Genomic DNA, 22,734 nt, shown 5'->3' with positions numbered 1-22,734 from the left:
GGGAGGAAATCCCGCCTGCCGCCGGCTTTCTGTCGCGGGCGGGTTTGACGCCCTCACGCGGCCCCGGTAGAAGCCGGGCCTGCAACGCCGTGTTGACTTTCCACTCCTGCGGAGGGGTGGCCGAGTGGCCGAAGGCGGCGGTTTGCTAAACCGTTATAGGATGTCAAGTCCTATCGTGGGTTCGAATCCCATCCCCTCCGCCACCTTTCCCTGCCGAGCCCCGATCTCGCGATAGCTGCCCCAGGACAGCGACCTTCCCGGCTCGTGGTCAGCGATCCGTGGGCGGCGGCCGGTCCCAGCCCATGCCCTTCAGCGTCTCACGGGACAGCCCCAGCATCTCCATCGTGCTCCGGACCCGTGGGGGGGCCGGCGGAGGAGGCGGCGCGACCGACAGGGGCGGGTAGTGCGCCGGCGGCGGGGCGGCAGCCGGGTGCCCCGGCCAGCCCACGCCCGGGGGCATGCCCTGCGGCGGCCCGGCCCAGCCACCCACCTGGGGTGGCGGCACCGGGTAGGCCGGGGGCGACACCGGTGGCATCGCGGGTGCTGCCGTCGGCGCCGGGGCGGGGGGGGCGACAGCGGTCACCGTGGCCCCGGGCGAGGACCTGGGCGTCGCGGCCGCCTTCCGAAGCCGCCGGCGTCGCTGCCAGCGCAGCATCACCAGCAGCAGCACCGCCCCGCCGATGAACAGCCAGGGCAGCGCGTCGAGCGACTCCGTCATCATGCCATGCTCTCACACCCGGTGCGGCGGCGGCCCCGCGTCGGAGCAGACGGCCGACATGGGCCCCCGCTCTGCCGCGGGCAGACTAAACCATGTTCGCTGAAGGTCTGTGAACCGCGGAGGGTCAGTGCAGGGAGCCCCAGCGCTCCACCGCCGGTTCGACGCTGGCCCATCGCCACCCTCCCGCCTGCCGACAGATGTGCGAGGCGAACCAGAGCCGGGGACTCGCCGCCTCCTCCCCGTCCGCGACGGAAAACACGATCTCCCGGCACGGGGCGAGCGGGTTGGGAATGTCGCGCACCACCGCCACCTCGCCATGCTCGTTGCCGATGGGAATGCTGTGCCGGATCCGCCAGGACGCCTGGCGCCCGCTGGGCAGCGGCCCTGCCACCTCCGCGATGGCCTGCTGCGTCGCATCCTGGCGCGAGCGGCCATAATACTTCACGGCGACGTCGGTCGCCGCGGTCGTGACCACCCCGACCGCCAGCCCGACCGCCGGATTCGCGGTGACGCCGCCACTGGCGATGGCGGTCACGGCGCCGGTCACCTGCGGCAGGGCCTGGCAGCCGCACAGGGCCAGCAGCAGCGGAGCCGCGCGCCAGGCTCCGGCCGTCATTGCAGCGACCCCCAGCGCTCCGTGGCCGGCTCCGCCGTGGCCCAGCGCCAGGTGTCCCCGTTCCGGCAGACCATCGCGGTGAAGAAGGCCTCGCCCGGACCATCCGTCTCCTCGTCGGAGAAGACGATCTCGCGGCAGGCGAAGCCGGCGCCGCCCAGCTCCCGCACCACCGTGACCCGCCCGCGACCATCCGGCTCGATCGGCACGGCATGGGAAACGCTCCAGCGTCCGACCTGACCGGGGGCGAGCCGCCCGGCGGCCTGGGCGACGGCGTTCTGGGCGTCCCGGTGCACGCGGCGCTGCGCATACTGCAGCCCGGCCCGCGCCCCGGCCGAGACGCCCAGCCCGATGCCGGTCGCGACCGTCGCATTGCTGGTCACGGCGCTGGCGATGCCGGCCCCCGCGATGCCGGCCGCCGTCTCCGTGCCGGCGCCGAGCAGCGGGCCACAGGCGGCCATGGGGAGCAGGATCAGGGCGGCGAGGAGGGGGCCGATGCGACGGGGCTTGGCAGAGGGGCAACAGGTCATGCGGTCGCGGGTCGTCCTGACGAAGGGGTCCGGTGCGCCCACCGGACGGGCGCTGACCATATCGGCCCTGGCGCCGCTGGCCACCCCTCGGGGTCCCGGCCCGGACGTGGCCCCCTCTGCCGTGCCCCGTCCGCCTTACTCCCCGGCGGCCACGCCCTCCCGCCGCGGATCGGCGCCGCCTTCCAGCCCCCGCGCCGTCGCGCGTATGGCCTGGGAGCCCGAGGGCATCGGCCGGGATTCGACCAGATGGCCCCTGGCCTGCAGCGCCGGGGCGAGCGCTGCGGCCGAGGTGCCGGCCTCCAGCTCCACCGCTCCGCCCAGCGTTCCGACATGCGGCAGGCCGAGCGCGGCCTGCGGGTCCAGGTTCCAGTCGAGCATCGCCACCAGCGCCTGCGCCGTGTAGCCGATGATCCGCGCGCCCCCGGCCGAGCCCGCGGCGATCAGCAGCCGCCGCCCCTCCCGGTCCAGCACCAGCGTGGGCGACATCGAGGATCGCGGCCGCTTGCCGCCTTCCACCCGGTTGGCCACGGGCCGCCCGTCCACCTCCGGCCGGAAGGAGAAGTCGGTCAGCTCATTGTTCAGCAGGAAGCCGCGGACCATCAGCCGCGCGCCGAACGCGTCCTCGACCGTGGTGGTCAGGGCCACGCCGTTGCCGTCGGAATCGATGATGGCGACATGGCTCGTGCCGTGCTCCGGCTGCTCCGGCATCGGAGCCAGCACGGCCTGGCGCCAGTTGGGGTTGCCCGCGCGCACGGCCTGCATGGCGCGGTCGCGGTCCATGAGCTGGGCGCGGCCGGTCAGGTAGGAGGGATCGAGCAGCCCGCGCAGCGGCACCGCCACGAAATCCGCATCGGCCAGGTAGAGCGCCCGGTCGGCGAAGGCCAGCCGTCCCGCCTCCGCCAGCAGGTGCGCCGCATCGGCCCCGCGCGGGTCGAGCCCGGACAGGTCGAAATGCTCCAGGACGCCCAGGATCTGCGCGACCGCCACCCCGCCCGAGGACGGCGGCGGGAAGCCGCAGACGATCACGGCACGGTAGGGGCCGCAGACAGGGGCGCGGCGCTTCGGCGCATAGCCGGCCAGGTCGTCCGTGGTCATCAGCCCGCCCTCGCCATGGCCGCGGACCGCGGCGGCGATGTCGGCCGCGACCGGGCCCCGCAGCAGCCCCGCGGCCCCCTGCTCGGCGATGGCGGCGAAGGTCTCGGCCAGGGCGGCGTTGCGCAGGACATGGCCTTCCGGCAGCGCTTGTCCGTCCGCCGCCAGGAAATAGGCGCGCGCCGCCGGGTCGCGCCGCAGCCGCTCCGCATCCGCGGCGATGAGCGCCGCCAGCCGGGCGGAGACGGGAAAGCCATCCCGCGCCAGGGCGATGGCACGCTGCCAGAGCTGCGCCCAGGGAAGGCGGCCCTGCGCCTTGTGCGCCGCCTCCAGCATGGCCACCGCTCCGGGCACGCCGATGCTGCGGCCGGAGAGCACCGCATCGTAGAAGGGAAGGGGCTGCCCGTCCCGCAGGAACAGGCCGGGTCCGGCGGCGGCCGGGGCCGTCTCCCGCCCGTCCCAGGCGGACACCTCCCTGGAGGCGGCGTCGAAGTGCAGCAGCAGCGCCCCGCCCCCGATGCCGGAGGATTGCGGCTCCACCAGGGCCAGCACCGCCTGCACCGCCACCGCGGCGTCCATGGCGTTGCCGCCGTCGCGCAGGATGGCGAGGCCCGCCTCGGTCGCCAGCGGATGGGCGGTGGCCACCATGCGGACCGGTGCGGGCGGCGGGACCGGAAGGGGGGTGGGCTGCGCCCGGGCGGCGGGGGCGAGCAGGAGCAGAAAAAGGATCAGGCGTCGCATGGCCGACTCCGCAGCTTGGCGGCACCATAGGGTATGCGTCCCCCACTCGTGAAAATCGCCGCCCCGCGGCGCGCCGCGCGCGGTCGCGAGGCGGAGCGTCAGGGCCGCCTGGCCGAGACGGCGGCCGCGGCGGCGCTCCGCGCCGAGGGATGGCTCATCCTGGCCGAGCGGGCGCGCACGCCGGCCGGGGAGATCGACCTGATCGCCGAGCGCGGCGGGCTGCTGGCGTTCGTCGAGGTGAAGGCCCGCCCCAGCTTGGCGACCGCGGCGGCAGCGCTGGGCCGGGCGCAGCAGGCACGGCTGCTGGCGGCCGCGGAGGTCTGGCTGTCCCTGAACCCCGGCCACGGTTCCGCCGGCATCCGCTTCGATGTCCTGCTGGTCGATGCCCTGGGCCGGGTGCGCCGCGTCGTGGATGCCTTCCGCGAGGAGGGCTGACCCGACGCGCGGCCGCCATTCGGCGGCTCAGGCGGCGGCCGTCATGCTCTCGCCGGCGGCGCGGGCATCGGCCGGCCCGCTGGTGCCGGCCGCGAACAGCGTGCGGAGAAGGCCAGCCATCTGGGCAAGGATGACGGCGGCCTGGGAATCGCCGGCCTCATGCGCCCTGGCAGCCAGAAGGTCAGTCTGGCTGACGAGTTGCGAGATGGCGGCAGCAATCGGGGTGCCATCGGACGGCATCGTTGTGGATCCAGGCAGATGCCCACGGAAGCGTGAGCGCAACCTCATACCACGCCATAACCGTGGGAAACGGTAGCGTTGATTTCTGAAGGGATGATTAAGAATTTAGTCATCGGAACCAGTTCGAGGATGGGGCAAGTCCCCGAAGGTTAAGGATTGCAAATCGTTGCACGCCATTCAGTAGACAGGCGGAACAAAACCGGTCGAGTCAACGTAATGTTGCGGCGCGAAATACACCTCGCGCCGGCGGGTCCTGGCCGGCTGCGCCGCGCCGGACCCCGCTCCGCCCCCCGGCCAGTTTGCGCCACCGGCAAACTGCTCTAAGCCCGCCGCGTGCCGGCCGAACTCACCGTCGTCATCCCCTGCTACAACGAGGTCGCGAATGTCGCGCCGCTCGTGACACGCCTGGAGGCCGCCCTGTCCGGGGTGGCCTGGGAAGCCGTCTTCGTGGACGACGACAGTCCCGACGGAACCGCGGCCGCGGTGAAGGCCATCGCTGCCCGGGACAGCCGGGTGCGCTGTCTGCGGCGCGTGGGACGCCGTGGCCTGTCCTCGGCCTGCGTGGAGGGCATCCTGTCCTCCGCCGCGCCCTACGTCGCCGTGATGGATGGCGACCTGCAGCATGACGAGCGCATCCTGCCGCAGATGCTGGCGGCGGTGCGCGACGGCGGCGCCGAGGTGGCGGTCGGCAGCCGCCACGTCGAGGGCGGTGCCGCGGGGGAGGGCTTCTCCACCGGGCGGGCGCGGATCAGCTCGGCCGGGACCCGGCTGGCGGCGGCGCTGCTGCCCACCCCGGTCGGCGATCCGATGAGCGGCTTCTTCCTGCTGCCGCGACCGCTGTTCGACACGCTGGTCCCCCGGCTGTCGGCGCGCGGCTTCAAGATCCTGCTCGACATCCTCCTCTCCGCCGGCCGGCCGCTGCGGGTGGCGGAGGTCCCCTATGTCTTCCGCCCGCGCGAGGCCGGGGAATCCAAGCTGGACGCGACGGTGCTGATCGAGTTCCTCGCCCTGCTGCTGGACAAGGCGCTGGGCGGGCTGCTGCCCTGGCGCTTCCTGTCCTTCGTGGCGGTGGGCGCGGTCGGCGTGGCGGTGCACCTGGTCACGCTGGGCATCGCCGTGCGGCTGGCCGGCCTCGACTTCGCCGCCGCGCAATGGGTCGCGACCTTCGTCGCCATGACGGCGAACTTCCTGCTGAACAACCGGGTGACCTATCGCGACCGCCGTCGCCGCGGCCCGGCGCTCTGGCGCGGGCTGGCGCTGTTCTACCTGGTCTGCGGCATGGGGGCGGTCGCCAATGTCGGCATCGCCAGCCTGCTGGTCCGCGACGCGCTGCTGGCCTGGGTGCCGGCGGGCGCGGCCGGGGCGATGATCACCGCCGTCTGGAACTACGCCGTCTCCTCCACCCTGGTCTGGCGGGTGCGTTGAGCGACCGGACCTTCCTGCTGGGCCTGCTGGCCCTCAGCGCCGCGCGCCTGCTGGCGGCCGTGCTGGTCCCGCTGGCGCCGGACGAGGCCTATTACTGGGTGTGGTCGCACGACCTCTCGCCCGGCTACTACGACCACCCCCCCATGGTCGCCGCCTGGATCGCCGCCGGCACGGCCCTGCTGGGCGAGGGCGCCCGGGGCGCCGGGCTGCTGGGCATCCGGCTGCTGGGGCCGCTGGGCGTGGCCGCCGCCTCGCTGGCGCTCTGGCGCGCGGGCAACCGGCTGTTCCCGGAGCGGCGGCCGGGTGCCTGGGCGGCGGCCCTGCTGAACGCCACCCTGCTGCTGAATGCCGGGGCGGTGCTGGTGACCCCCGACACCCCGCTGGTCATCTTTTGGTGCCTGGCCCTCTGGGCGGCCGCCGAGGCACAGGCGGGGCGCGACGGGCGCTGGTGGCTGGCGGTGGGGCTCTTCGCCGGGCTGGCGCTGCTGTCGAAGTATACCGCCGTCCTGCTGGGTGCGGGCCTCGGGCTCTGGCTGTTGGCGGAGCCCACGGCGCGACCCTGGCTGCGGGACTGGCGGCTCTGGGCGGGCGGGCTGCTGGCCGGGCTGGTCTTCTCCCCCGTCATCCTGTGGAACGCCGCGCATGGCTGGGCCTCCTTCGCCAAGCAGGGGGGGCGGGCCGGGATGCGCGAGGGCGGCGTCGCGCTGCGCTACCTCGGCGAGCTGCTGGGCGGGCAGGCGGCACTGGTCACGCCCGTGATCTTCCTGCTCTGCCTCGCCGGGCTCTGGGCGGCGACCCGGGCCTGGTGGCGACGGGATGCCGCCGCCGGGCTGCTGGCGGCCCTTTCCTGGCCGGCGGTGCTGCTCTTCCTGTGGCAGGCGACGGGCGGGCGGGTCCAGGGGAACTGGCCCGCCATCCTCTACCCCGCGCTCTGCCTCGCCGCCGCGGCCTGCCTCGGCGGCGGCTGGGCGCGCTGGCGGTGGCCGGCCCTGGCCAGCGGCCTCCTCATCACCCTGGCGGCGCTGGTCCAGGCCACGGCGGCTCCGGCGCCGCTTCCGCGCGGCGCCGATCCCACCCTGGCGCGGCTGGGCGGCTGGGACGGGTTCGCGGCCCGGGTGGAGGCGGCGCGCATCGCCGCCGGGGCGGACTTCATCGCGGCCGAGGAATACGGGCTGGCGAGCGAGCTGGCGCTGCGCCTGCCGCCCGGCACGCCCGTGGTCGCCATCGGCGACCGCTGGGACCTGTTCGACTTCCCCGAGGGCCCCCTGCCGCCGAAGGGGCTGCTGGTCCGCAGCGAGCGGCGCGGCGACGGGCTGCCGCTCTGGCCCGGGGCCGGGCCCGTACTGGGGGAGGTGGTGCGCGAGCGGCGCGGCATCCCCGCCGAGCGGTACCGGCTGCACCGCTTCACCGTCGATCCCGCCCTTCGCCCGGTGGTGCCCTTCGCGCTTCTGCCGAGGCCGTGACGGCACGTCCTTGACGCGGGGGCAGGACGACGAACATCTGTTCCCCTCCAGGCAAGGACATGCCCCGATGCTGATCCGTCGACGCCGCGGCTGGGAGCTTCCCGAGAGCGCCGTCACCCCCGAGGCCTTCGTGCTCGGACGGCGAGGCGCCGTCGGCGCCGCCGCCGGGCTGCTGGCCGTGGCGGGGCTGCCGGCGCCGGGCTTCGCCCAGGGGGCGGCGCAAGGCGCCGGCGCGGCGATGCGCAACCCGCGCTACCGGCCCGAGCGGGACCTCACCCCCGAGCGGGAGGCCACGACCTACAACAACTACTATGAGTTCGGCAGCGACAAGGGCATCGCCCGCGCGGCCCAGCGGTTGCAGGTCAGCCCCTGGACGATCCGCTTCGAGGGGATGGTCGAGCAGCCGCGGGACATCGGGCTGGAGGATCTGCTGAAGCAGGTCTCCCTGGAGGAGAGGGTGCTGCGGCATCGCTGCGTCGAGGCCTGGGCGATGACGGTGCCCTGGACGGGCTTTCCGCTGTCCGAGCTGGTGCGGCTGGCGGCGCCGAAGCCCGAGGCGAAGTACCTGGTGGTCGAGACGGCCACCCAGCCGGCGAACATGCCGGGCCTGCGGCAGGTCTGGTACCCCTGGCCCTATATCGAGGGCTGCACCATGGAGGAGGCGAGGAACGAGCTGGCCTTCGTGGCCACCGGCCTCTACGGCAAGCCGCTGCCGCCGCAGAACGGGGCGCCGATCCGGATCCTGTTCCCGTGGAAGTATGGCTTCAAGAGCGGCAAGTCGGTGGTGAAGGTGATCTTCACGGACCGCCGCCCCGTATCCTTCTGGGAGAAGCTGCAATCCACCGAGTACGGCTTCTGGGCGAATGTGAACCCGCAGGTGCCGCATCCCCGCTGGTCGCAGGCGACGGAGCGGCTGCTGGGGACGAACGAGCGGGTGCCGACCCGTATGTTCAATGGCTACGAGGAGTTCGTCGCGGACCTCTACAAGAACCTGCAGGGCGAGCGGCTCTACGTCTGACCTGACGGAACGGCGTTGCCGCCCCGGCCCCGGAGGCCAGGGGGCGGCGCCATCCGGGCGAGAAGGCCAGGGCGATATGGAGCCCAGGGGATATTGGGCTCAGGCGATGCTGGGCGCCATCCGCTCCGCGGTGGCTTCGAGTTGGCTGGCAGCCTCACAGGCTCGGGTTGCCGCGGCGCCGGACCGGTCGATCTCGCACTGCCAGGCTCGGGTGGAGCGTTCCAGCTCCGAGGTCTGGGCTCGGAGTCGTTCGAGGCTTTCCCGGAAGCTTGCCAGGGCCTGCACCTGCGCGACCTGCGCGGATTGCAGCCGCCGCAAGGCCGTGTCCAGCCGTCGCGTGGCGGGGAAGGGGAGGATGCTGGCGTCCGGCATGGAGGCCCCTCGGTCAACGGCGGGTTGTATTAACCTAGCCTTAACGCGTCCCGTAAATCGAGGAACATTCAAAAAATCCTGATCGGCGGACCGGTCTCCGAAACAGGACCGGGAGCCGCGGTCGCGGCTCCCGGATTCCCGGCCTGCAGGTGAGGTGCGTCGCACCGCGTCGGATCAGTCCCCGGCGGTGCGGGCGACCACCTGCCCAGCGCTGCTCGTCCCCGGTACGGCGCCGGGAGTGCCGATCGCCACGGCGGAGCCGCGGCGGGCGGGCAGGGCGGCGACCACCGCCATGGAGACGGCGGCGAGGTAGGGGACCGACTGCACCAGCAGGATCACCGACCACAGCACCGCCTCCCAGGTGCCGTTGCGGTGGACCAGATAGACGCCCAGCACCGCCGTCCAGAGCAGGGCGAGCAGGATGATCTCCTCCCGCGCCGTCGCGAAGGCCTGCACCAGGGCGGGCGCGTCCTCCATCTTCGGCGTGCGGGCAAAGTGGGCGCGGCGCTTGAACAGGCCCTGCCACACCGCCTTGCCGATGGTGTGGGTCAGGGCCAGCCCGCCCAGCGCCGCCGCCAGCCGGTCGCCGGCCGGGCAGGCGACGCGGGCGGCGTAGAGCGTCCAGATCTGGAACAGCTTAAAGGCGAAGAGCCCCAGGCTCGGCAGCATGAAGAGCAGAATGGGGAACTCGTTCGACAGCCCCACCGCCTGGAGCGCGGTGCGCAGCGCCGTCCAGAACCCCTCGCCGATGCCGATGCCGGCCGCGGCCTCGTGCAGCCCCGGATAGGAGAGCGGGTTGCTGATCGGCAGCAGGACGAGGCCCAGCGACCAGAACAGCCCGCCGATGACGAAGGCCAGCCCCAGCGCGTCGCCGAACCAGGGCATCCAGCCCATGACGAAGTGGAAGCGCTGGCCCTGGGTCAGCGAGCGGTCGAAGGGGTTCAGCAGCGCGCGCCAGTGGCCCTTGACGATCTGCATCGCGCCGAAGGCCCAGCGGTGGCGCTGCTTGCGATAGGCGGAGAAATCGTCCGGCATCACGCCGCGGCCCATGCTGTCGGGGACGTAGACCGCCTCCCAGCCCTGGCGCATCAGCTTCAGGCCGAGCTCGCTGTCCTCGCAGATGCACCACTCCGCCCAGCCGCCGGCATCCTCCAGCGCGGCGCGTCGGATCAGCGTCATGGTGCCGTGCTGGATGATGGCGTTGCGCTCGTTGCGCGTGACCATGCCCGCCTTGAAGAAGCCGGCATACTCCCAGAACATGATCCGCTTGAACCAGCCCTCGTTCCCGTCGCGGTAGTCCTGCGGCGACTGGGTGAAGCCCACCTCCGGCCGGTCGAAGAAGGGCACCATGCGCCGCAGCCAGTCCGGGTTCACCAGGTAGTCGCTGTCCAGCACGCCGATCACCGTGGCGTCGGGCGCCGTCTCGCGCAGGGCGAAGTTCAGCGCGCCGGCCTTGAAGCCCTTCCACTTGCCGAGGTGGAAGAAGCGGAACTTCGGTCCCAGCCGGGCGCAGTGCTCGGCCACCGGCTCCCACAGGGCGGGGTCGGTGGTGTTGTTGTCGATGACCAGCACCTCGTAGTCCGGGTAGTCGAGGGCAGCCAGCGCATCGAGGGTCTGGCGCACCATGTGCGGCGGCTCGTTGCAGATGGGCAGGTGCAGCGAGACCTTGGGCAGCGCGGCGCCGTCGGGCGCCGACAGGGCGGGCCAGCGGCGCTTGCTCACCCGGCCCCAGACCGTCTCGGCCAGCTCGAAGCTGTCCGACAGCAGCAGGGCAAGGAGCAGGAGCTGGCCGGCGATCAGCACGCCCCAGATCGCGCCGGCGGCGGTGGAAAGGTAGGTCTGCGACATGGCCAGCAGCACCAGCACCGTGCCGGTGGTGAAGATCTGGGCGAGGCCGGCCACGAGGATCTTGCCGGTCAGGCGGATGTCGGGGCGGCGCGAGAGGAAGAAGAAGCTCGCCAGCGCCGCGAAGAGGGTGGAGCCGATGGCCCAGCCGGCCCAGCCCGGGGTCTCCTGCACGGCGCCGGTCATCGGCCACTTGGCGTGGCGGTCCAGGTCGAACATGCCCCAGTAGCCGGCGGCGCGGCCCTCGAAGGACACCTTCCAGGGCTGGTCGAAGGCTTCCATGACGAAGTAGTCGAGGCGGCGCCGCTCGGCGATGTTGAAGAACTTGCGCAGGAACATCGCCTGGTTCACGCGCGTCGCCCGGGCCGCGCCGATGTCGCGGCCGTCGGAGGGCCAGCCCACCTCGCCGATCAGGATCTTCTTGCCGGGGAAGCGCGCCTGCACGGCGTCGTACTTCTCCATGATGAAGCGCAGCGCGTCGTCGACCGGCAGCCCCTCCCAGTAGGGCAGCAGGTGGATGGTGATGAAGTCGACCGCCTCGCCCAGCTCCGGATGGTCGAGCCAGACGTGCCAGGGCTCGGCGGTGGAGACGGGCTGGCGCACCTGCCGCTTCACCTGCTGGATGTAGCCGACGAGCTGCGGCACGGAGAGGTCGGCGCGCAGGATGGACTCGTTGCCGACCAGCACCCGCTCCACGTTGCGCGACTCGCGCGCCACCTGGACGAGGTTGCGGATCTCCGTCGCGTTGCGGTCCAGCCGCCGGTCCAGCCAGGAGCCCAGCGTCACCCGCAGGTCGGAGCCGGCGTTCCAGGCGATCTCCGGGATGCGCTCCAGCCCGCCATGGGCGGCATAGGTGCGGATGTGGCGCGTCATCGGCGAGACGCGGCGGATGTCGCCCTCGATCTGCTCCGGCGTCGGCCAGTCGTTGCCCTCGGCGCTCTGCCCGCGCTGGTAGGGGGCGAAGGCCAGGCCGTTCACCTGACCCCGGAAGCCCGGCATCTCCACCGGCCGGTTCCAGGCCCACCAGCCGCCGAGGCTGGCGAGCGCCACCAGCGCCAGCACCAGCAGCGTGCCGGCGTGGCGGGAGAATCGGTTGGCGGTGGTGGTCGGGGTGGCTGGGACGGGTGCGGGCGTCAGTCGCTCTGGGCGGGCGTTCATCGCGGGTCCGGCGGTTCTGCGGTTCCGCCTCGGGCGACGCGCCGCCCGGCGGCTCCGGGCAGCGCGGCCGAATCCGGGACCGCACGTCCCCTGCATCAACGTCTCCCGCTGCGGCGCGCTTCGGACCCGATTGCGGCATTTTCGCGGCGTAAGGTTCTGTAATCGGAACAGTTGCCGGGGCCGGCGCGCATCCGGGCGAGGCCGGCCCGCTCCCCGTACGGCCGGGCGTGGGCTAGACAGGCTGCATGTCCGCCCTGATCGAGATCGGGATCATCCTCCTGCTGGTGCTGGTCAACGGCGCCTTCGCCATGGGGGAGCTGGCGGTCGTCTCCTCCCGCCGCGGGCGGCTGCTGGCGATGCAGCGCGCGGGCCGCCCCGGCGCCACCACCGCGCTCTCCCTGGTGGACCATCCGGAGCGGCTGCTGCCGACGGTGCAGGTCGGCATCACCCTGGTCGGCATCCTGGCCGGCGCCTTCGGCGGCGCCCGGCTCTCGGCCAGCCTGGCCCCGGTCATCGACCGCATCCCGGGCTTCGCCCCCTATGGCGACGACATCGCCTTCGGGCTGGTGGTGCTGGCCATCACCTACCTGTCGCTCATCCTGGGCGAGCTGGTGCCCAAGCAGTTCGCCCTGCGCGACCCGGAGGCGGTGGCCTGCGCCCTGGCCAGGCCGCTCGCCGCCCTGTCGCGCGGCGCGGCACCGGTGGTCTGGCTGCTCTCCTCCTCCTCCGGCCTCGTGCTGCGCCTGCTCGGCACCTCGGGGACGACGGAGGCGGGGGTGACCGAGGAGGAGGTGAAGGCCGTGGTCGCCGAGGGCGCGCAGGCGGGGGCGCTGGAGCGCGAGGAGCGCGACATGATCGAGCGGGTCCTCCGCCTGGCGGACAAGCCCGTGCGGGCGCTGATGACGCCCAGGCCGGAGGTGCTCTGGCTGGACCGCGCCGCGACGCGGGAGGAGATCGCCACGCAGCTCCGCACCCATGGCATGACGCGCTACGTCGTCGCGGACGGCCGGGTGGACAACGTGGTGGGGGTGGTCGCCACCAAGGACCTGCTCGACCAGATGCTGGCGGGCGGGACCGTCTCCGTCACGGAGGCGCTGCGGCAGCCCATGGTGCTGCCGGACCACCTGCCCGCCCTGGATGCGCTGGAGCGGATGCGCAGCGACCGTCTGGGCATGGCGCTGGTGATGGACGAGTACGGCAGCTTCGAGGGCATCGTGACCGCCGCGGACCTGCTGGAAGCCATCGTCGGCGAGCTGGGCGCGGAGCCCGAGCCCGCCCCGGGCCCGGCGGTGGAGCGGCAGGATGGCAGCCTGCTGGTGGATGGCAGCATGCCCTCGGACGAGCTCAAGGCCCGGCTGGACCTGCCGGCCCTGCCGCAGGAGGGCAGCTATCACACGGTCGCCGGGCTGATCCTGGCGCTGCTGCGCCGCGTCCCGCGCGAGGGCGACCGCATCGCCTGGAGCGGCTGGCGCTTCGAGGTGGTCGACATGGACGGCCGGCGCGTGGACAAGGTGCTGGCCGTCCGCGAGGAGCCGGCGCCGGAGGGCTGAGGGCCCGCCGGCCCCACTCCGCCCCGGCTAGCGGGACTTCGCGATCGGGGCCACGAACTGCGGCTCCGTGTCCCACGGGAACAGGATCCAGGTGTCCTGGCTCACCTCGGTCACGAAGGTGTCCACCAGCGGCTTGCCGGCGGGCTTGGCGTAGACGGTGGCGAAATGCGCCTTGGGCAGGATGGCGCGCACCACCCGGGCGGTGGTGCCCGTGTCCACCAGATCGTCCAGCAGCAGCCAGCCCTCGCCGTCGCCGGCGGCGTCGGGCGACTTCATCACCCTCGGCTGGCCGCGCTCCTCCTCGTCATAGGTGACGACGGAGACGCTCTCGATCAGGCGGCAGTCCAGCTCGCGCGCGATGATGGCGGCGGGGATCAGCCCGCCGCGGGTGATGGCGACGATGCCTTTCCACGGGCTGCCGCCCGGCCCCTTGTCCACCAGGCGCCAGGAGAGCGCCTTGCAGTCGCGGTGCAGCTGATCCCAGGTGACGGTGTAGTAGCGCGGGGCCATCGGCTTGCGTTCCTCAGAACATGCGGGCGCCGTTGGGCACCGCCAGGTCGGGACGCAGCAGCACCACCGCGCCCTGTTCGTCCGGCACGCCCAGCACCAGCACCTCGCTGCGGAAGCCGGCGATGCGGCGGGGCGGGAAGTTCACCACCGCCATCACCTGGCGGCCCACCAGCGTCTCCGCGGTGTAGTGGACGGTGACCTGGGCCGAGGACTGGCGCATCCCGATCGGCTCGCCGAAATCGACCCAGAGCTTGATCGAGGGCTTGCGCGCCTCGGGGAAGGGTTCGGCCCGCAGAACGGTGCCGGCGCGGATCTGCAGCCGGTCGAAATCCTCGATGCTGGCCGGGGTGTCGGGGGCCGGTGCGGGCTCGGTCGCGTCCATCCCGCCCCCGTAGCCGAGGGCGGCCGGGGCGGGAAGGGGCGGCGATGCGCTGCCGCCATGATGCCGGCCGGCACGGATCGGGACCGCGCGGTTGCCCTGCCGTGGCGGCCATGCCAGCGTCCGCCTCGCCGGGCCGCCCGAGGGGGGTGTGCGCCGGCTGGCCTGGAGAGGTGCCGACCGTGATCCGCGACTTCCACAGCCCGGGCCGCAGCCCGGCGCTGTCTGCCAATGCCATGGTGGCGACCTCGATGACCGCGGCGACGCTGGCGGCGCTCGACATCCTCCGCCAGGGCGGCAACGCCATGGACGGCGCCATCGCGGCCGCGGCGGTCCTGGCGGTGATCGAGCCGCAGAGCACCGGCATCGGCGGCGACTGCTTCTGCCTCTACGTCCCGGCCGGCGGCGACGAGGTGGTCGCGCTCAACGGCTCCGGCCGGGCGCCGGCCGCGGCGACGCCCGAGGCGCTGCGCGCGGCCGGGCTGACGGCGATGGTCAACACCTCCGCCCATTCGGTGACGGTGCCGGGCGCGATCTCCGCCTGGGACCTGCTCTCCCGCACGCATGGCCGGCTGGGACTGGACGCGGTGCTGCAGCCGGCGATCCGCTATGCCGAGGAGGGGCACCCGGTCACGCCGCGCGTCGCCTCCGACTGGGCCAGCTCCGCCGGCAAGCTGGCGAAGCACCCGGCCTCGGCGCGGCGCTTCCTGACGGACGGCAAGACGCCGGGGGTGGGCGACATCTTCCGCCAGCCGGAGCTGGGCGCGACGCTGCGCGCCATCGCCAAGGACGGGGCGCGCGCCTTCTACACCGGCCCCATCGCCGCCGACATGGTGGCGACGCTGCGCGAGGCGGGCGGGCTGCACACGGAGGAGGACTTCGCCGAGGGGCTGACCGTCGCGGAGTTCGTCACCCCCATCCGCACGCGCTGGCGCGGGATGGAGGTGCACCAGTGCCCGCCCAACGGCTCGGGCATGCTGGTGCTCCAGATCCTCAACACCCTGGCGGGCTTCGAGACGCCGGAGGGCGGCCCGCTCTCGCCCACGCGGCTGCACCGCCACATCGAGGCGGCGCGCCTCGCCTATCGCGACCGCGACGCCTTCCTGGCCGATCCGTCCCAGGTGGACGTTCCCGTCGAGCACCTGATCTCCCCCGCCTATGGCGAGGCGCTGCGGGCGCTGATCCGCGACGACCGCGCCATGCCGGAGCTGCCGCCCGCGGGCCAGGCGGACTGGCAGCGGCACAAGGACACTGTCTACCTCTGCGTGGTCGACAAGGACGGCAACGCCGTCTCCTTCATCAACTCGCTCTTCGAGGGCTTCGGCTCGGGCATCCTGGCGGAGAAGTCCGGCGTGATGCTGCAGAACCGCGGCTTCGGCTTCCGGCTCCAGGAGGGCCACCCGAACTGCATCGCCCCGCGCAAGCGGCCGATGCACACCATCATCCCGGGCATGGTGACCCAGGGCGGCCGCGCGATCATGCCCTATGGGGTGATGGGCGGGCACTTCCAGCCGATGGGACAGACCTACTTCCTGTCCAACCACTTCGAGTTCGGCCTGGACCCGCAGGCGGCGCTGGACCTCGCGCGGCTGTTTCCCTCCACGGGGAAGGTCCAGGTGGAGCGCGGCATCCCCGGCGCGGTCATCGACCAGCTCGAACGCCTGGGCCATGGCTGCACCCTGATCGACAAGCCGCATGGCGGCGGGCAGGCGATCCGGATCGACCACGCGCGCGGCGTGCTGATCGGCGGCTCCGACCCGCGCAAGGACGGGATCGCCCTCGGCTACTGACGCCGGCGACCGCGACCGGCGGCAGGGAGGGCGGCGTGCAGGCGATCCGGGCGGACATCACCACCCTGGCGCTGGATGCCATCGTCAATGCCGCCAACGGGTCACTGGCCCCGGGCGGCGGCGTCTGCGGCGCGATCCACCGCGCCGCCGGCCCGGAACTGGCCCGTGCCTGTGCCGCCCTCGCGCCCTGCCCGACCGGGGAGGCCCGCATCACCCCGGGCTTCCGCCTGCCGGCCCGCCACGTCATCCACGCCGTCGGGCCCGTGTGGCAGGGCGGCGGTGCCGGCGAGGCGGACCTCCTCGCCGCCTGCTACCGCAACGCCCTGGCCCTGCTGCGCGGGGCCGGCGGGCGGAGCATCGCCTTTCCCGCCATCTCCACCGGCATCTACGGCTACCCCGCCGCCCCCGCCACCCGCATCGCGGTGCAGACCGCGCGGGCGGCGGGGGAGGGGCTGGAGGTGACCTTCGCCTGCTTCGACACGGCGATGCTGGATCTGTACCGGAAGGAACTCGCCGCATGACCGACGCCTGCGACCTGACCGCGCTGGAGGCGCGGCGCCTGATCGGCACGCGCAAGCTCTCCCCGGTGGAGCTGGTGCAGTCCTGCCTGGCGCGGATCGGGGAGGTGGACAAGGCGGTGAACGCCATGGTCGCCCTGGACACCGACCGCGCCCTGGCCGCCGCCCGCAACGCGGAGCGCGAGGCGAAGGGCGGCGCCCGGCTGGGCCCGCTGCACGGCCTGCCGCTGGGCATCAAGGACCTGGAGGATACGGCCGGGCTGGTCACCACCTATGGCAGCCCCATCTTCCGCGACCATGTCCCCGACCGTGACCAGGGCATGGTGGCGCGGCTGCGCGAAGCCGGCGGGATCGTGCTGGGCAAGACCAACACGCCGGAGTTCGGCGCCGGCGCGAACACCCGCAACGCCGTCTACGGCGCCACCGGCAACCCCTTCGACCCGACCCGCTCGGCGGCCGGCTCCTCCGGCGGCTCGGCGGTGGCGCTGGCCTGCGGCATGGTGCCGCTCGCGTCGGGCTCCGACACGGGCGGCTCGCTGCGCAACCCCGCAGCCTTCTGCGGCATCGTCGGCTTCCGCCCCAGCCCGGGGATCGTCCCCTCCGGGCGTCGGCCGATCGGCTGGACGCCGCTGCCGGTGCTCGGCCCCATGGCGCGCAACGTGCCCGACCTGTGCCTGATGATGTCGGCCATGGCCTCGGACGATGCCGCCGACCCGCTGGCCTATACGCTGCACGACCGGCCCGCGCGGGCGGTGCCTGCCGATTTCTTCCCGGTGCGCCGGGTCGACCTGTCCAGCCTGCGCGTCGCGGCGACCGAGGATCTGGGCTTCGCCCCCACCGAAGGCCTCGTGCGCGAGGCGTTCCGCGCCCGGGTGGCGGCGCTGGAGCCCCTGTTCGGCGAGCTGCGCCAGGGGCATCCGGACAGCAGCGGCGCGGACGAGGCCTTCGCCGTCCTGCGCGCGGACAACTTCCTGGCGGGGCTGGGCGACAAGGTCCGCGCCAATCCGCAGGACTACGGCCCCAACGTGCGGGCCAATGTCGCGGAGGGGGATGGCTACAGCCTGGCCGACCACGCCCGTGCCGCGGTCACGCAGACGGCGATCTACCGGCGCTGGCAGGCCTTCTTCCGCGACGTGGACGTGATGATCTCGCCGGCCATCACCGTCTCCCCGCGGCCCTGGAGCGAGCTGTACCCCCGGGTGATCGACGGGCAGGAGACGCACAGCTACTTCCACTGGCTGGCGCTGGCCTATGGCGTGACCCTGGTCGGCCACCCGGCGATCTCGTTGCCGATGGGCGTGGACTCGCGCGGCATGCCCTTCGGCCTGCAGATCATCGGCCCCCGTGGCGGCGATGCCCTGGTCCTGGCCGTCGCCGCCGCCATCGAGGCGGAGGTGAAGGGCGACCCCACGCTGGCCCGGCCGGTCCCCGACCTCGGCCGGCTGCGGCAGGCCCCGCCCATCTCGGGCATGCCGGGCTTCATCGGCTTCGACTGAGCCGGTTCACACGGGCCGGCTTCACCGGCCCGGTGGGCCGGCCCCGCGCTGCATGGGTCCGGAGCCGGGTGGGCCGGTTTCAGTCCCGGCTGACCGTGAAGGCGTTGAAGGTCTGGATGGTGTAGGTGTCCTTGATACCCGGCACCGTCTGGACGCGCTCCACCACGAAGAGGCCGATATCCTGGTCGGCCTCCAGGTAGAACTTGCCCAGCAGATCGTATTGCCCGGAGGTGGAATGCATCTCCGACAGCTCCACGATGCTGTCGGCCATCTCCCGGGCCACGCGGTAGGACTGGCCCATCTCGCACTTGATCATGACGTAGATCGCCCGCATTCCGGCCACCCTTCCCGACGTGCCGCCGCCAGGATGCCGTCACGGCGCCCCACCGGGAAGGGGCGGGACCGCCACCGGCCGCTACGGGCCGGCCCCCGCCGTGCCCGCCGGATGAGAAGCGCGTAACGCAACTCACAAAGTCTTGCGCTGCGGCACGCCGTGTCTCAACGTCCCGGAGGCAGGCTGTCCGGGTCCATGCGCAAGAGCTCCCAATTGCTGATTCTCACCGCCCTCGCCGGCCTCGGCGCGGGCTGGCATTTCTATGGCGACAGGGTTGGGCTGCCCCGGCCGCTGGCCTTGCTGGGGCTGGAGCCTGCCGCCCGCGCCACCGCCTCCGGCAATGCCAACGCGCCCATCGGCGTGGTGGTGGCGCCCGTCCGCACCGGGACGGTGGCCGAGCGGACGGAGAGCGTCGGCACGGTCCGGGCCCGGGACGCGGTGACCGTGACCGCCAAGGTGACGGGCATGGTCACCGCCATCCGCTTCCAGGAAGGCCAGAAGGTGAAGGAGGGGGAGCCGCTCGTCCTGCTCGACGACGCCGCCCTCCGCGCCGAGCTGGACCAGGCGCGCGCCATGCTGGACGACGCCCGGTCGCAGCTGAACCGCGCCCAGCGGCTGGTGGCCGGCCAGTCCATCGCCGAGCAGCGGGTGGACACGCTGGCCGCCGTCGCCCGCCAGGCGGAGGGGCGGGTCCGGCAGAACGAGGCCAAGATCAACGAGCTGCGGATCACCGCCCCCTTCGCCGGTCGGGTCGGGCTGAAGCAGGTCAGCCTGGGCGCGCTGATCCAGCCGGGCACCGCCGTCACCACGCTGGACGACCTCTCCCGGGTGCGGGTGGAGTTCTCCATCCCCGAGATCTACGTCGCTCGCGTCCATGCCGGCAGCAAGGTGACGGCCCGCAGCGCCGCCTATGGCGAGCGCCGCTTCGTGGGGCAGGTCGCCGTGGCCGATACCCGGGTCGACACCGCCACCCGCACCGTCCGGCTGGTCAGCGAGTTCGACAATGCCGACGAGGCGCTGAAGCCCGGCATGTTCCTGACCGTCGAGCTGCTGCTGGAGGAGCGGCCGGATGCGCTGCTGATCCCCGAGGAGGCGCTGGACCCGGTGGGCGACCGCGCCTTCGTCTTCGTGGTGCGCGACAACCGCGCCAAGCGGGTGGAGGTGGCGCTGGGCCAGCGCCTGCCGGGCGAGGTGGAGGTGCTGCGTGGCGTCGCCGTGGGCGAGCCGGTGGTGGTGCGCGGCATCCAGCGTCTGCGCCCCGACGCCCCGGTGCGGGTCACCGAGACCATGGCGCGGCCGACGAGCTGAGCGGCGCGGGGGAGGGCAGGGCCATGGTGCTCAGCGACGTCTCGATCAAGCGGCCGGTCTTCGCCACCGTCGTCAGCCTGCTGCTGATCGTGCTGGGGCTGGCGAGCCTGTTCCGGCTGCCGGTGCGCGAGTACCCGGCGATCGACCCGCCCATCGTCTCCGTCACCACCACCTATGCCGGCGCCTCGGCCGCGGTGGTGGACACCCAGATCACCGAGCTGATCGAGGCGGCGGTGGCGGGGATCGAGGGGATCAAGACCATCTCCTCGCAGAGCCGCGACGAGCGCTCGCAGGTGACGCTGGAGTTCCGGCTGAACCGCAACGTGGACGCGGCCGCCAACGACGTGCGCGACAAGGTCTCCCGCGCGCTCGCCCGCCTGCCGGAGCAGGCGGACACGCCCGTCGTCGCCAAGGTGGACGGCGACAGCCGCCCCATCCTGTGGGTGGCGCTGACCTCCGACACCTTCTCGGGGATGGAGCTGACGGAGCTGGCGCGGCGCCGCTTCGTGGACCGCCTCGCCATCGTCGAGGGCGTGGCCCAGGTGCTGATCCAGGGCGAGCGCAAGTACTCCATGCGGATCTGGCTGGACCGCCAGGCGCTGGCCGCGCGCGGCATGACCGTCCAGGACGTCGAGGACGCGATCCGGCGCGAGAACGTGGAGCTGCCGGGCGGGCGCATCGAAAGCCGCCAGCGCGAGCTGACGGTCCGCACGGATACCCGGCTGACCAGGCCGGAGGAGTTCCGCCGCATCGTGCTCTCCCGCACCAATGGCGGCGCCCAGGTGCTGCTGGGCGACGTGGCCGAGGTGGAGATCGCCCCCGAGGACAACCGCGGCGAGTACCGCATCAACGGCCGGCCTGGCATCGGCCTGGGCATCCAGCGCCAGTCCACCGCGAACACCCTGTCCGTCGCCGACGGGGTCAAGGCGGAGGTGGCCCGGATCGCCGAGACCCTGCCGGAGGGGATCAACGTCGAGATCGGCTACGACGAGAGCCAGTTCATCGCCCAGTCGATCTTCGAGGTGGAGCACGCCCTCATCACCGCGCTGATCCTGGTGGTGATCGTCATCTTCCTGTTCCTGCGCTCCTTCCGCGCCACGATCATCCCGGCGGTGGCCATCCCCGTCTCCATCGTCGCCTCCTTCATGGCGATGGCGGCACTGGGCTTCTCGATCAACGTGCTGACGCTGCTGGGGCTGGTCCTGGCCATCGGGCTCGTCGTGGACGACGCCATCGTCGTGCTGGAGAACATCCACCGCCGCATCGAGGAGGGGGAGCCGGTGCTGCTCGCCTCCATCCGCGGCGCGCGGGAGATCGCCTTCGCCGTCATCGCGACGACGCTGGTGCTGATCGCGGTCTTCGTGCCGCTCTCCTTCATGGGCGGCAACACGGGGCGGCTGTTCAGCGAGTTCGGCTTCGCCCTCGCCGCCTCGGTCGCCTTCTCCGGCATCATCGCGCTGACGCTGACGCCGATGATGTGCTCCAAGCTGCTCAAGCCGCATGCGGGGGAGACCCGGCTGGTACGCTGGACGGAGCCCTTCTTCCAGGGGCTGAACGGCGCGCTGCGCTGGACGCTCGCCCGCGCGCTGCGGGCGCCGCTGCTGGTGCTGGGCGCGGCGGGGCTGCTGTCGGCGCTGGCCGTCGCGCTGTTCAACGTGCTGCCCAAGGAGTTCACGCCCATCGAGGACCGCGGCACCATCATCGTGCCGATGACCGGGCCGGAGGGCGCATCCTTCGCCTACATGCGCCAGCAGGTGCAGCTCGCCGAGGCGGTGATGCAGCCCTATGTGCGCTCCGGCGATGCGACGGTGGTCTTCTCCACCCTCGGGGGATTCATCCGCCCGCCCCAGGGCAACCAGGCGAACATGTTCGTCCGCCTGTCCCCCTGGGACACCCGCACGCGCAAGCAGCAGGAGATCGTGGCGGAGGTCTTCCCGAAGATGAGCGCCATCGCCGGGGTGCGCGCCTTCCCGCTGAACCCGCCCAGCCTCGGCCAGCGCGGCTTCCAGCCGCCGGTGCAGTTCGTGATCGGCGGGCCGGACTACGTGACGCTGGTGGACTGGCGCGACCGCTTCATGGACCGGGCGCGGCAGAACACGCGGCTGCTGAACCTCGATTCCAACTTCAAGGAGACCAAGCCCGAGATCCGGGTGGAGGTGGACCGGCGCAAGGCGGCCGACCTGGGCGTGTCCATCCAGGCGGTGGGGCGGACCATCGAGACGATGCTGGGCTCGCGCGAGGTCGGCACCTATGTCGTGGCGGGGGAGGAGTACAAGATCATGCTCCAGGCGCGCGACGAGTACCGCGCCACCCCCTACGACCTGCAGAACATCTTCGTCCGTACCGCCTCCGGCGGGCTGGTGCCGATGTCGAACGTCGTCCAGCTCAGCGAGCGCGCCCGGGCGCAGTCCCTGGCGCGGGAGGACCGCACCCGCGCCATCACCATCAGCGCGACCCCCGCGCCGGGCTATTCGCTGGGCGAGGCGCTGGACTTCCTCGACCAGGTGGCGCGCGAGACTCTGCCGCCCGACGCGCGCATCACCTATCGCGGCCAGAGCCAGGAGTTCCGCGAAAGCGGGTCGAGCCTGTACTTCACCTTCGCCTTCGCGCTGCTGGTGGTCTACCTCGTGCTGGCGGCGCAGTTCGAGAGCTTCATCCACCCCTTCGTCATCCTGCTCTCCACCCCGCTCGCGCTGACGGGCGGGCTGCTCGCGCTCTTCGTCACCGGCCAGTCGCTGAACATCTTCAGCCAGATCGGCATGATCCTGCTGATCGGGCTGATGGCGAAGAACGGCATCCTGGTGGTGGAGTTCGCCAACCAGCTCCGCGACGAGGGCAGGAGCGTGTACGACGCGGTGCTGGAGGCCTCGGTGGTGCGGCTGCGGCCGATCCTGATGACCTCCATCGCCACCGTGCTGGGCGCCGTGCCGCTCGCCGTGTCGACCGGTGCGGGGGCGGAGAGCCGGCAGGCGCTGGGCGTGGTGATCGTGGGCGGGATCACCCTGTCCACCTTCGTCACGCTCTACGCGGTGCCGGCGCTGTACCTGCTGCTCGCGCCCTATACGCGCCCGATCGGGGCCGTGGCGGCGAAGCTGAGGGAGCTGGAACTGGAGGAGCGTGTGGTCGCGGCGCCGGCCGCGGAGTAGCCCGCCGCCCGCACGGACGCCGGCACGCGACTTGCGAAGCATTCGCGTGTCGT

Annotated in this window: 20 protein-coding genes and 1 tRNA gene; 11 read left to right on the top strand and 10 right to left on the bottom strand. The window is 72.7% G+C overall.

The window, feature by feature from the left end:
• Positions 1 to 110 precede the first annotated feature (110 nt).
• Positions 111 to 203, top strand: a tRNA-Ser gene (locus tag LPC08_RS10655).
• 65 nt (positions 204 to 268) lie between these two features.
• On the opposite strand, the gene LPC08_RS10650 is transcribed toward LPC08_RS10655, so the two are convergent.
• The 4 genes from LPC08_RS10650 to ggt all read right to left on the bottom strand — a co-directional run bounded on the left by LPC08_RS10650 (position 269) and on the right by ggt (position 3,694).
• Positions 269 to 721 (bottom strand): hypothetical protein, encoded by a 453-nt coding sequence (locus LPC08_RS10650; RefSeq protein WP_230452657.1) that lies wholly within the window; start codon positions 719 to 721, stop codon positions 269 to 271.
• Positions 722 to 842: 121 nt separating this feature from the next.
• Positions 843 to 1,334: a hypothetical protein gene (locus LPC08_RS10645; RefSeq protein ID WP_230452656.1), complete on the bottom strand. Its 492-nt coding sequence runs from the start codon at positions 1,332 to 1,334 to the stop codon at positions 843 to 845.
• Positions 1,331 to 1,792 carry a hypothetical protein gene (locus tag LPC08_RS10640; protein ID WP_230452655.1) on the bottom strand — a complete coding sequence of 154 codons (462 nt, stop codon included), beginning with the start codon at positions 1,790 to 1,792 and terminating at the stop codon, positions 1,331 to 1,333. The genes LPC08_RS10645 and LPC08_RS10640 overlap by 4 nt, the downstream gene beginning before the upstream one ends.
• A 204-nt stretch (positions 1,793 to 1,996) precedes the next feature.
• A complete protein-coding gene (gene ggt, locus LPC08_RS10635) occupies positions 1,997 to 3,694 on the bottom strand; it encodes a gamma-glutamyltransferase (protein WP_230452654.1) in 1,698 nt (565 codons plus the stop codon).
• Positions 3,695 to 3,742: 48 nt separating this feature from the next.
• On the opposite strand from ggt, the gene LPC08_RS10630 reads away from it, so the two are divergent.
• Positions 3,743 to 4,129 (top strand): YraN family protein, encoded by a 387-nt coding sequence (locus LPC08_RS10630; protein WP_230452653.1) that lies wholly within the window; start codon positions 3,743 to 3,745, stop codon positions 4,127 to 4,129.
• Between the two features lie 27 nt (positions 4,130 to 4,156).
• On the opposite strand, the gene LPC08_RS10625 is transcribed toward LPC08_RS10630, so the two are convergent.
• Positions 4,157 to 4,369 (bottom strand): hypothetical protein, encoded by a 213-nt coding sequence (locus LPC08_RS10625; RefSeq protein WP_230452652.1) that lies wholly within the window; start codon positions 4,367 to 4,369, stop codon positions 4,157 to 4,159.
• Positions 4,370 to 4,702: 333 nt separating this feature from the next.
• On the opposite strand from LPC08_RS10625, the gene LPC08_RS10620 reads away from it, so the two are divergent.
• The 3 genes from LPC08_RS10620 to msrP all read left to right on the top strand — a co-directional run bounded on the left by LPC08_RS10620 (position 4,703) and on the right by msrP (position 8,275).
• Entirely contained in the window at positions 4,703 to 5,794 is a 1,092-nt protein-coding gene (locus LPC08_RS10620) for a glycosyltransferase (protein ID WP_230452651.1), read from the top strand.
• The gene (locus tag LPC08_RS10615) at positions 5,791 to 7,257 is read left to right on the top strand and encodes a glycosyltransferase family 39 protein (RefSeq protein WP_230452650.1); all 1,467 of its coding nucleotides are present in this window, start codon (positions 5,791 to 5,793) and stop codon (positions 7,255 to 7,257) included. The genes LPC08_RS10620 and LPC08_RS10615 overlap by 4 nt, the downstream gene beginning before the upstream one ends.
• A gap of 67 nt (positions 7,258 to 7,324) precedes the next feature.
• Positions 7,325 to 8,275, top strand: a complete 951-nt coding sequence (gene msrP / locus LPC08_RS10610) for a protein-methionine-sulfoxide reductase catalytic subunit MsrP (RefSeq protein ID WP_230452649.1) — start codon at positions 7,325 to 7,327, stop codon at positions 8,273 to 8,275.
• Positions 8,276 to 8,374: 99 nt separating this feature from the next.
• On the opposite strand, the gene LPC08_RS10605 is transcribed toward msrP, so the two are convergent.
• Positions 8,375 to 8,647: a hypothetical protein gene (locus tag LPC08_RS10605; RefSeq protein ID WP_230452648.1), complete on the bottom strand. Its 273-nt coding sequence runs from the start codon at positions 8,645 to 8,647 to the stop codon at positions 8,375 to 8,377.
• A 174-nt stretch (positions 8,648 to 8,821) separates the two neighbouring features.
• Positions 8,822 to 11,650, bottom strand: coding sequence for a glycosyltransferase (locus LPC08_RS10600; RefSeq protein ID WP_230452647.1), 2,829 nt, complete (start codon positions 11,648 to 11,650; stop codon positions 8,822 to 8,824).
• A 245-nt stretch (positions 11,651 to 11,895) separates the two neighbouring features.
• On the opposite strand from LPC08_RS10600, the gene LPC08_RS10595 reads away from it, so the two are divergent.
• Positions 11,896 to 13,200, top strand: a complete 1,305-nt coding sequence (locus LPC08_RS10595) for a hemolysin family protein (protein ID WP_230452646.1) — start codon at positions 11,896 to 11,898, stop codon at positions 13,198 to 13,200.
• A 27-nt stretch (positions 13,201 to 13,227) separates the two neighbouring features.
• On the opposite strand, the gene gpt is transcribed toward LPC08_RS10595, so the two are convergent.
• Positions 13,228 to 13,710 (bottom strand): xanthine phosphoribosyltransferase, encoded by a 483-nt coding sequence (gpt, locus tag LPC08_RS10590; RefSeq protein WP_230452645.1) that lies wholly within the window; start codon positions 13,708 to 13,710, stop codon positions 13,228 to 13,230.
• Between the two features lie 13 nt (positions 13,711 to 13,723).
• Complete coding sequence (locus tag LPC08_RS10585) at positions 13,724 to 14,092, bottom strand: tRNA-binding protein (protein WP_230452644.1); 369 nt, start codon at positions 14,090 to 14,092, stop codon at positions 13,724 to 13,726.
• Positions 14,093 to 14,274: 182 nt separating this feature from the next.
• Between LPC08_RS10585 and LPC08_RS10580 the strand changes: the two genes are divergently transcribed.
• The 3 genes from LPC08_RS10580 to LPC08_RS10570 are packed head-to-tail and all read left to right on the top strand — an operon-like array spanning position 14,275 to position 17,893.
• Entirely contained in the window at positions 14,275 to 15,879 is a 1,605-nt protein-coding gene (locus tag LPC08_RS10580; RefSeq protein ID WP_230453048.1) for a gamma-glutamyltransferase family protein, read from the top strand.
• 35 nt (positions 15,880 to 15,914) lie between these two features.
• Positions 15,915 to 16,400: an O-acetyl-ADP-ribose deacetylase gene (locus tag LPC08_RS10575; protein ID WP_230452643.1), complete on the top strand. Its 486-nt coding sequence runs from the start codon at positions 15,915 to 15,917 to the stop codon at positions 16,398 to 16,400.
• Complete coding sequence (locus LPC08_RS10570; protein WP_230452642.1) at positions 16,397 to 17,893, top strand: amidase; 1,497 nt, start codon at positions 16,397 to 16,399, stop codon at positions 17,891 to 17,893. Before LPC08_RS10575 ends, LPC08_RS10570 begins: the two co-directional genes overlap by 4 nt.
• A gap of 79 nt (positions 17,894 to 17,972) precedes the next feature.
• On the opposite strand, the gene LPC08_RS10565 is transcribed toward LPC08_RS10570, so the two are convergent.
• On the bottom strand, positions 17,973 to 18,227 hold the full coding sequence (locus LPC08_RS10565) for an Lrp/AsnC ligand binding domain-containing protein (RefSeq protein ID WP_230452641.1): 255 nt from the start codon (positions 18,225 to 18,227) through the stop codon (positions 17,973 to 17,975).
• Between the two features lie 195 nt (positions 18,228 to 18,422).
• Here LPC08_RS10565 and LPC08_RS10560 point away from each other — a divergent pair, with 195 nt between their 5' ends.
• Both LPC08_RS10560 and LPC08_RS10555 read left to right on the top strand, forming a co-directional pair.
• Positions 18,423 to 19,535, top strand: a complete 1,113-nt coding sequence (locus tag LPC08_RS10560) for an efflux RND transporter periplasmic adaptor subunit (RefSeq protein WP_230452640.1) — start codon at positions 18,423 to 18,425, stop codon at positions 19,533 to 19,535.
• A 23-nt stretch (positions 19,536 to 19,558) separates the two neighbouring features.
• Complete coding sequence (locus LPC08_RS10555) at positions 19,559 to 22,681, top strand: efflux RND transporter permease subunit (RefSeq protein ID WP_230452639.1); 3,123 nt, start codon at positions 19,559 to 19,561, stop codon at positions 22,679 to 22,681.
• Positions 22,682 to 22,734: the final 53 nt, after the last annotated feature.

The organism is Roseomonas sp. OT10 (assembly GCF_020991085.1).
GTDB classification, from domain to species: Bacteria; Pseudomonadota; Alphaproteobacteria; order Acetobacterales; family Acetobacteraceae; genus Roseomonas; species Roseomonas cutis.
The sequence above is the reverse complement of the archived record's forward strand: the minus strand, read 5'-3'. Positions and strand labels throughout refer to the sequence as shown.

Bases quoted from the DNA above. Each gene is read 5' to 3' on its own strand.
- LPC08_RS10650 (WP_230452657.1), bottom strand. From the start codon at position 721: ATGATGACGGAGTCGCTCGACGCGCTGCCCTGGCTGTTCATCGGCGGG.
- LPC08_RS10645 (WP_230452656.1), bottom strand. From the start codon at position 1,334: ATGACGGCCGGAGCCTGGCGCGCGGCTCCGCTGCTGCTGGCCCTGTGC.
- LPC08_RS10640 (WP_230452655.1), bottom strand. From the start codon at position 1,792: ATGGCCGCCTGTGGCCCGCTGCTCGGCGCCGGCACGGAGACGGCGGCC.
- ggt (WP_230452654.1), bottom strand. From the start codon at position 3,694: ATGCGACGCCTGATCCTTTTTCTGCTCCTGCTCGCCCCCGCCGCCCGG.
- LPC08_RS10625 (WP_230452652.1), bottom strand. From the start codon at position 4,369: ATGCCGTCCGATGGCACCCCGATTGCTGCCGCCATCTCGCAACTCGTC.
- msrP (WP_230452649.1), top strand. From the start codon at position 7,325: ATGCTGATCCGTCGACGCCGCGGCTGGGAGCTTCCCGAGAGCGCCGTC.
- LPC08_RS10605 (WP_230452648.1), bottom strand. From the start codon at position 8,647: ATGCCGGACGCCAGCATCCTCCCCTTCCCCGCCACGCGACGGCTGGAC.
- LPC08_RS10600 (WP_230452647.1), bottom strand. From the start codon at position 11,650: ATGAACGCCCGCCCAGAGCGACTGACGCCCGCACCCGTCCCAGCCACC.
- LPC08_RS10595 (WP_230452646.1), top strand. From the start codon at position 11,896: ATGTCCGCCCTGATCGAGATCGGGATCATCCTCCTGCTGGTGCTGGTC.
- gpt (WP_230452645.1), bottom strand. From the start codon at position 13,710: ATGGCCCCGCGCTACTACACCGTCACCTGGGATCAGCTGCACCGCGAC.
- LPC08_RS10585 (WP_230452644.1), bottom strand. From the start codon at position 14,092: ATGGACGCGACCGAGCCCGCACCGGCCCCCGACACCCCGGCCAGCATC.
- LPC08_RS10570 (WP_230452642.1), top strand. From the start codon at position 16,397: ATGACCGACGCCTGCGACCTGACCGCGCTGGAGGCGCGGCGCCTGATC.
- LPC08_RS10565 (WP_230452641.1), bottom strand. From the start codon at position 18,227: ATGCGGGCGATCTACGTCATGATCAAGTGCGAGATGGGCCAGTCCTAC.
- LPC08_RS10560 (WP_230452640.1), top strand. From the start codon at position 18,423: ATGCGCAAGAGCTCCCAATTGCTGATTCTCACCGCCCTCGCCGGCCTC.
- LPC08_RS10555 (WP_230452639.1), top strand. From the start codon at position 19,559: ATGGTGCTCAGCGACGTCTCGATCAAGCGGCCGGTCTTCGCCACCGTC.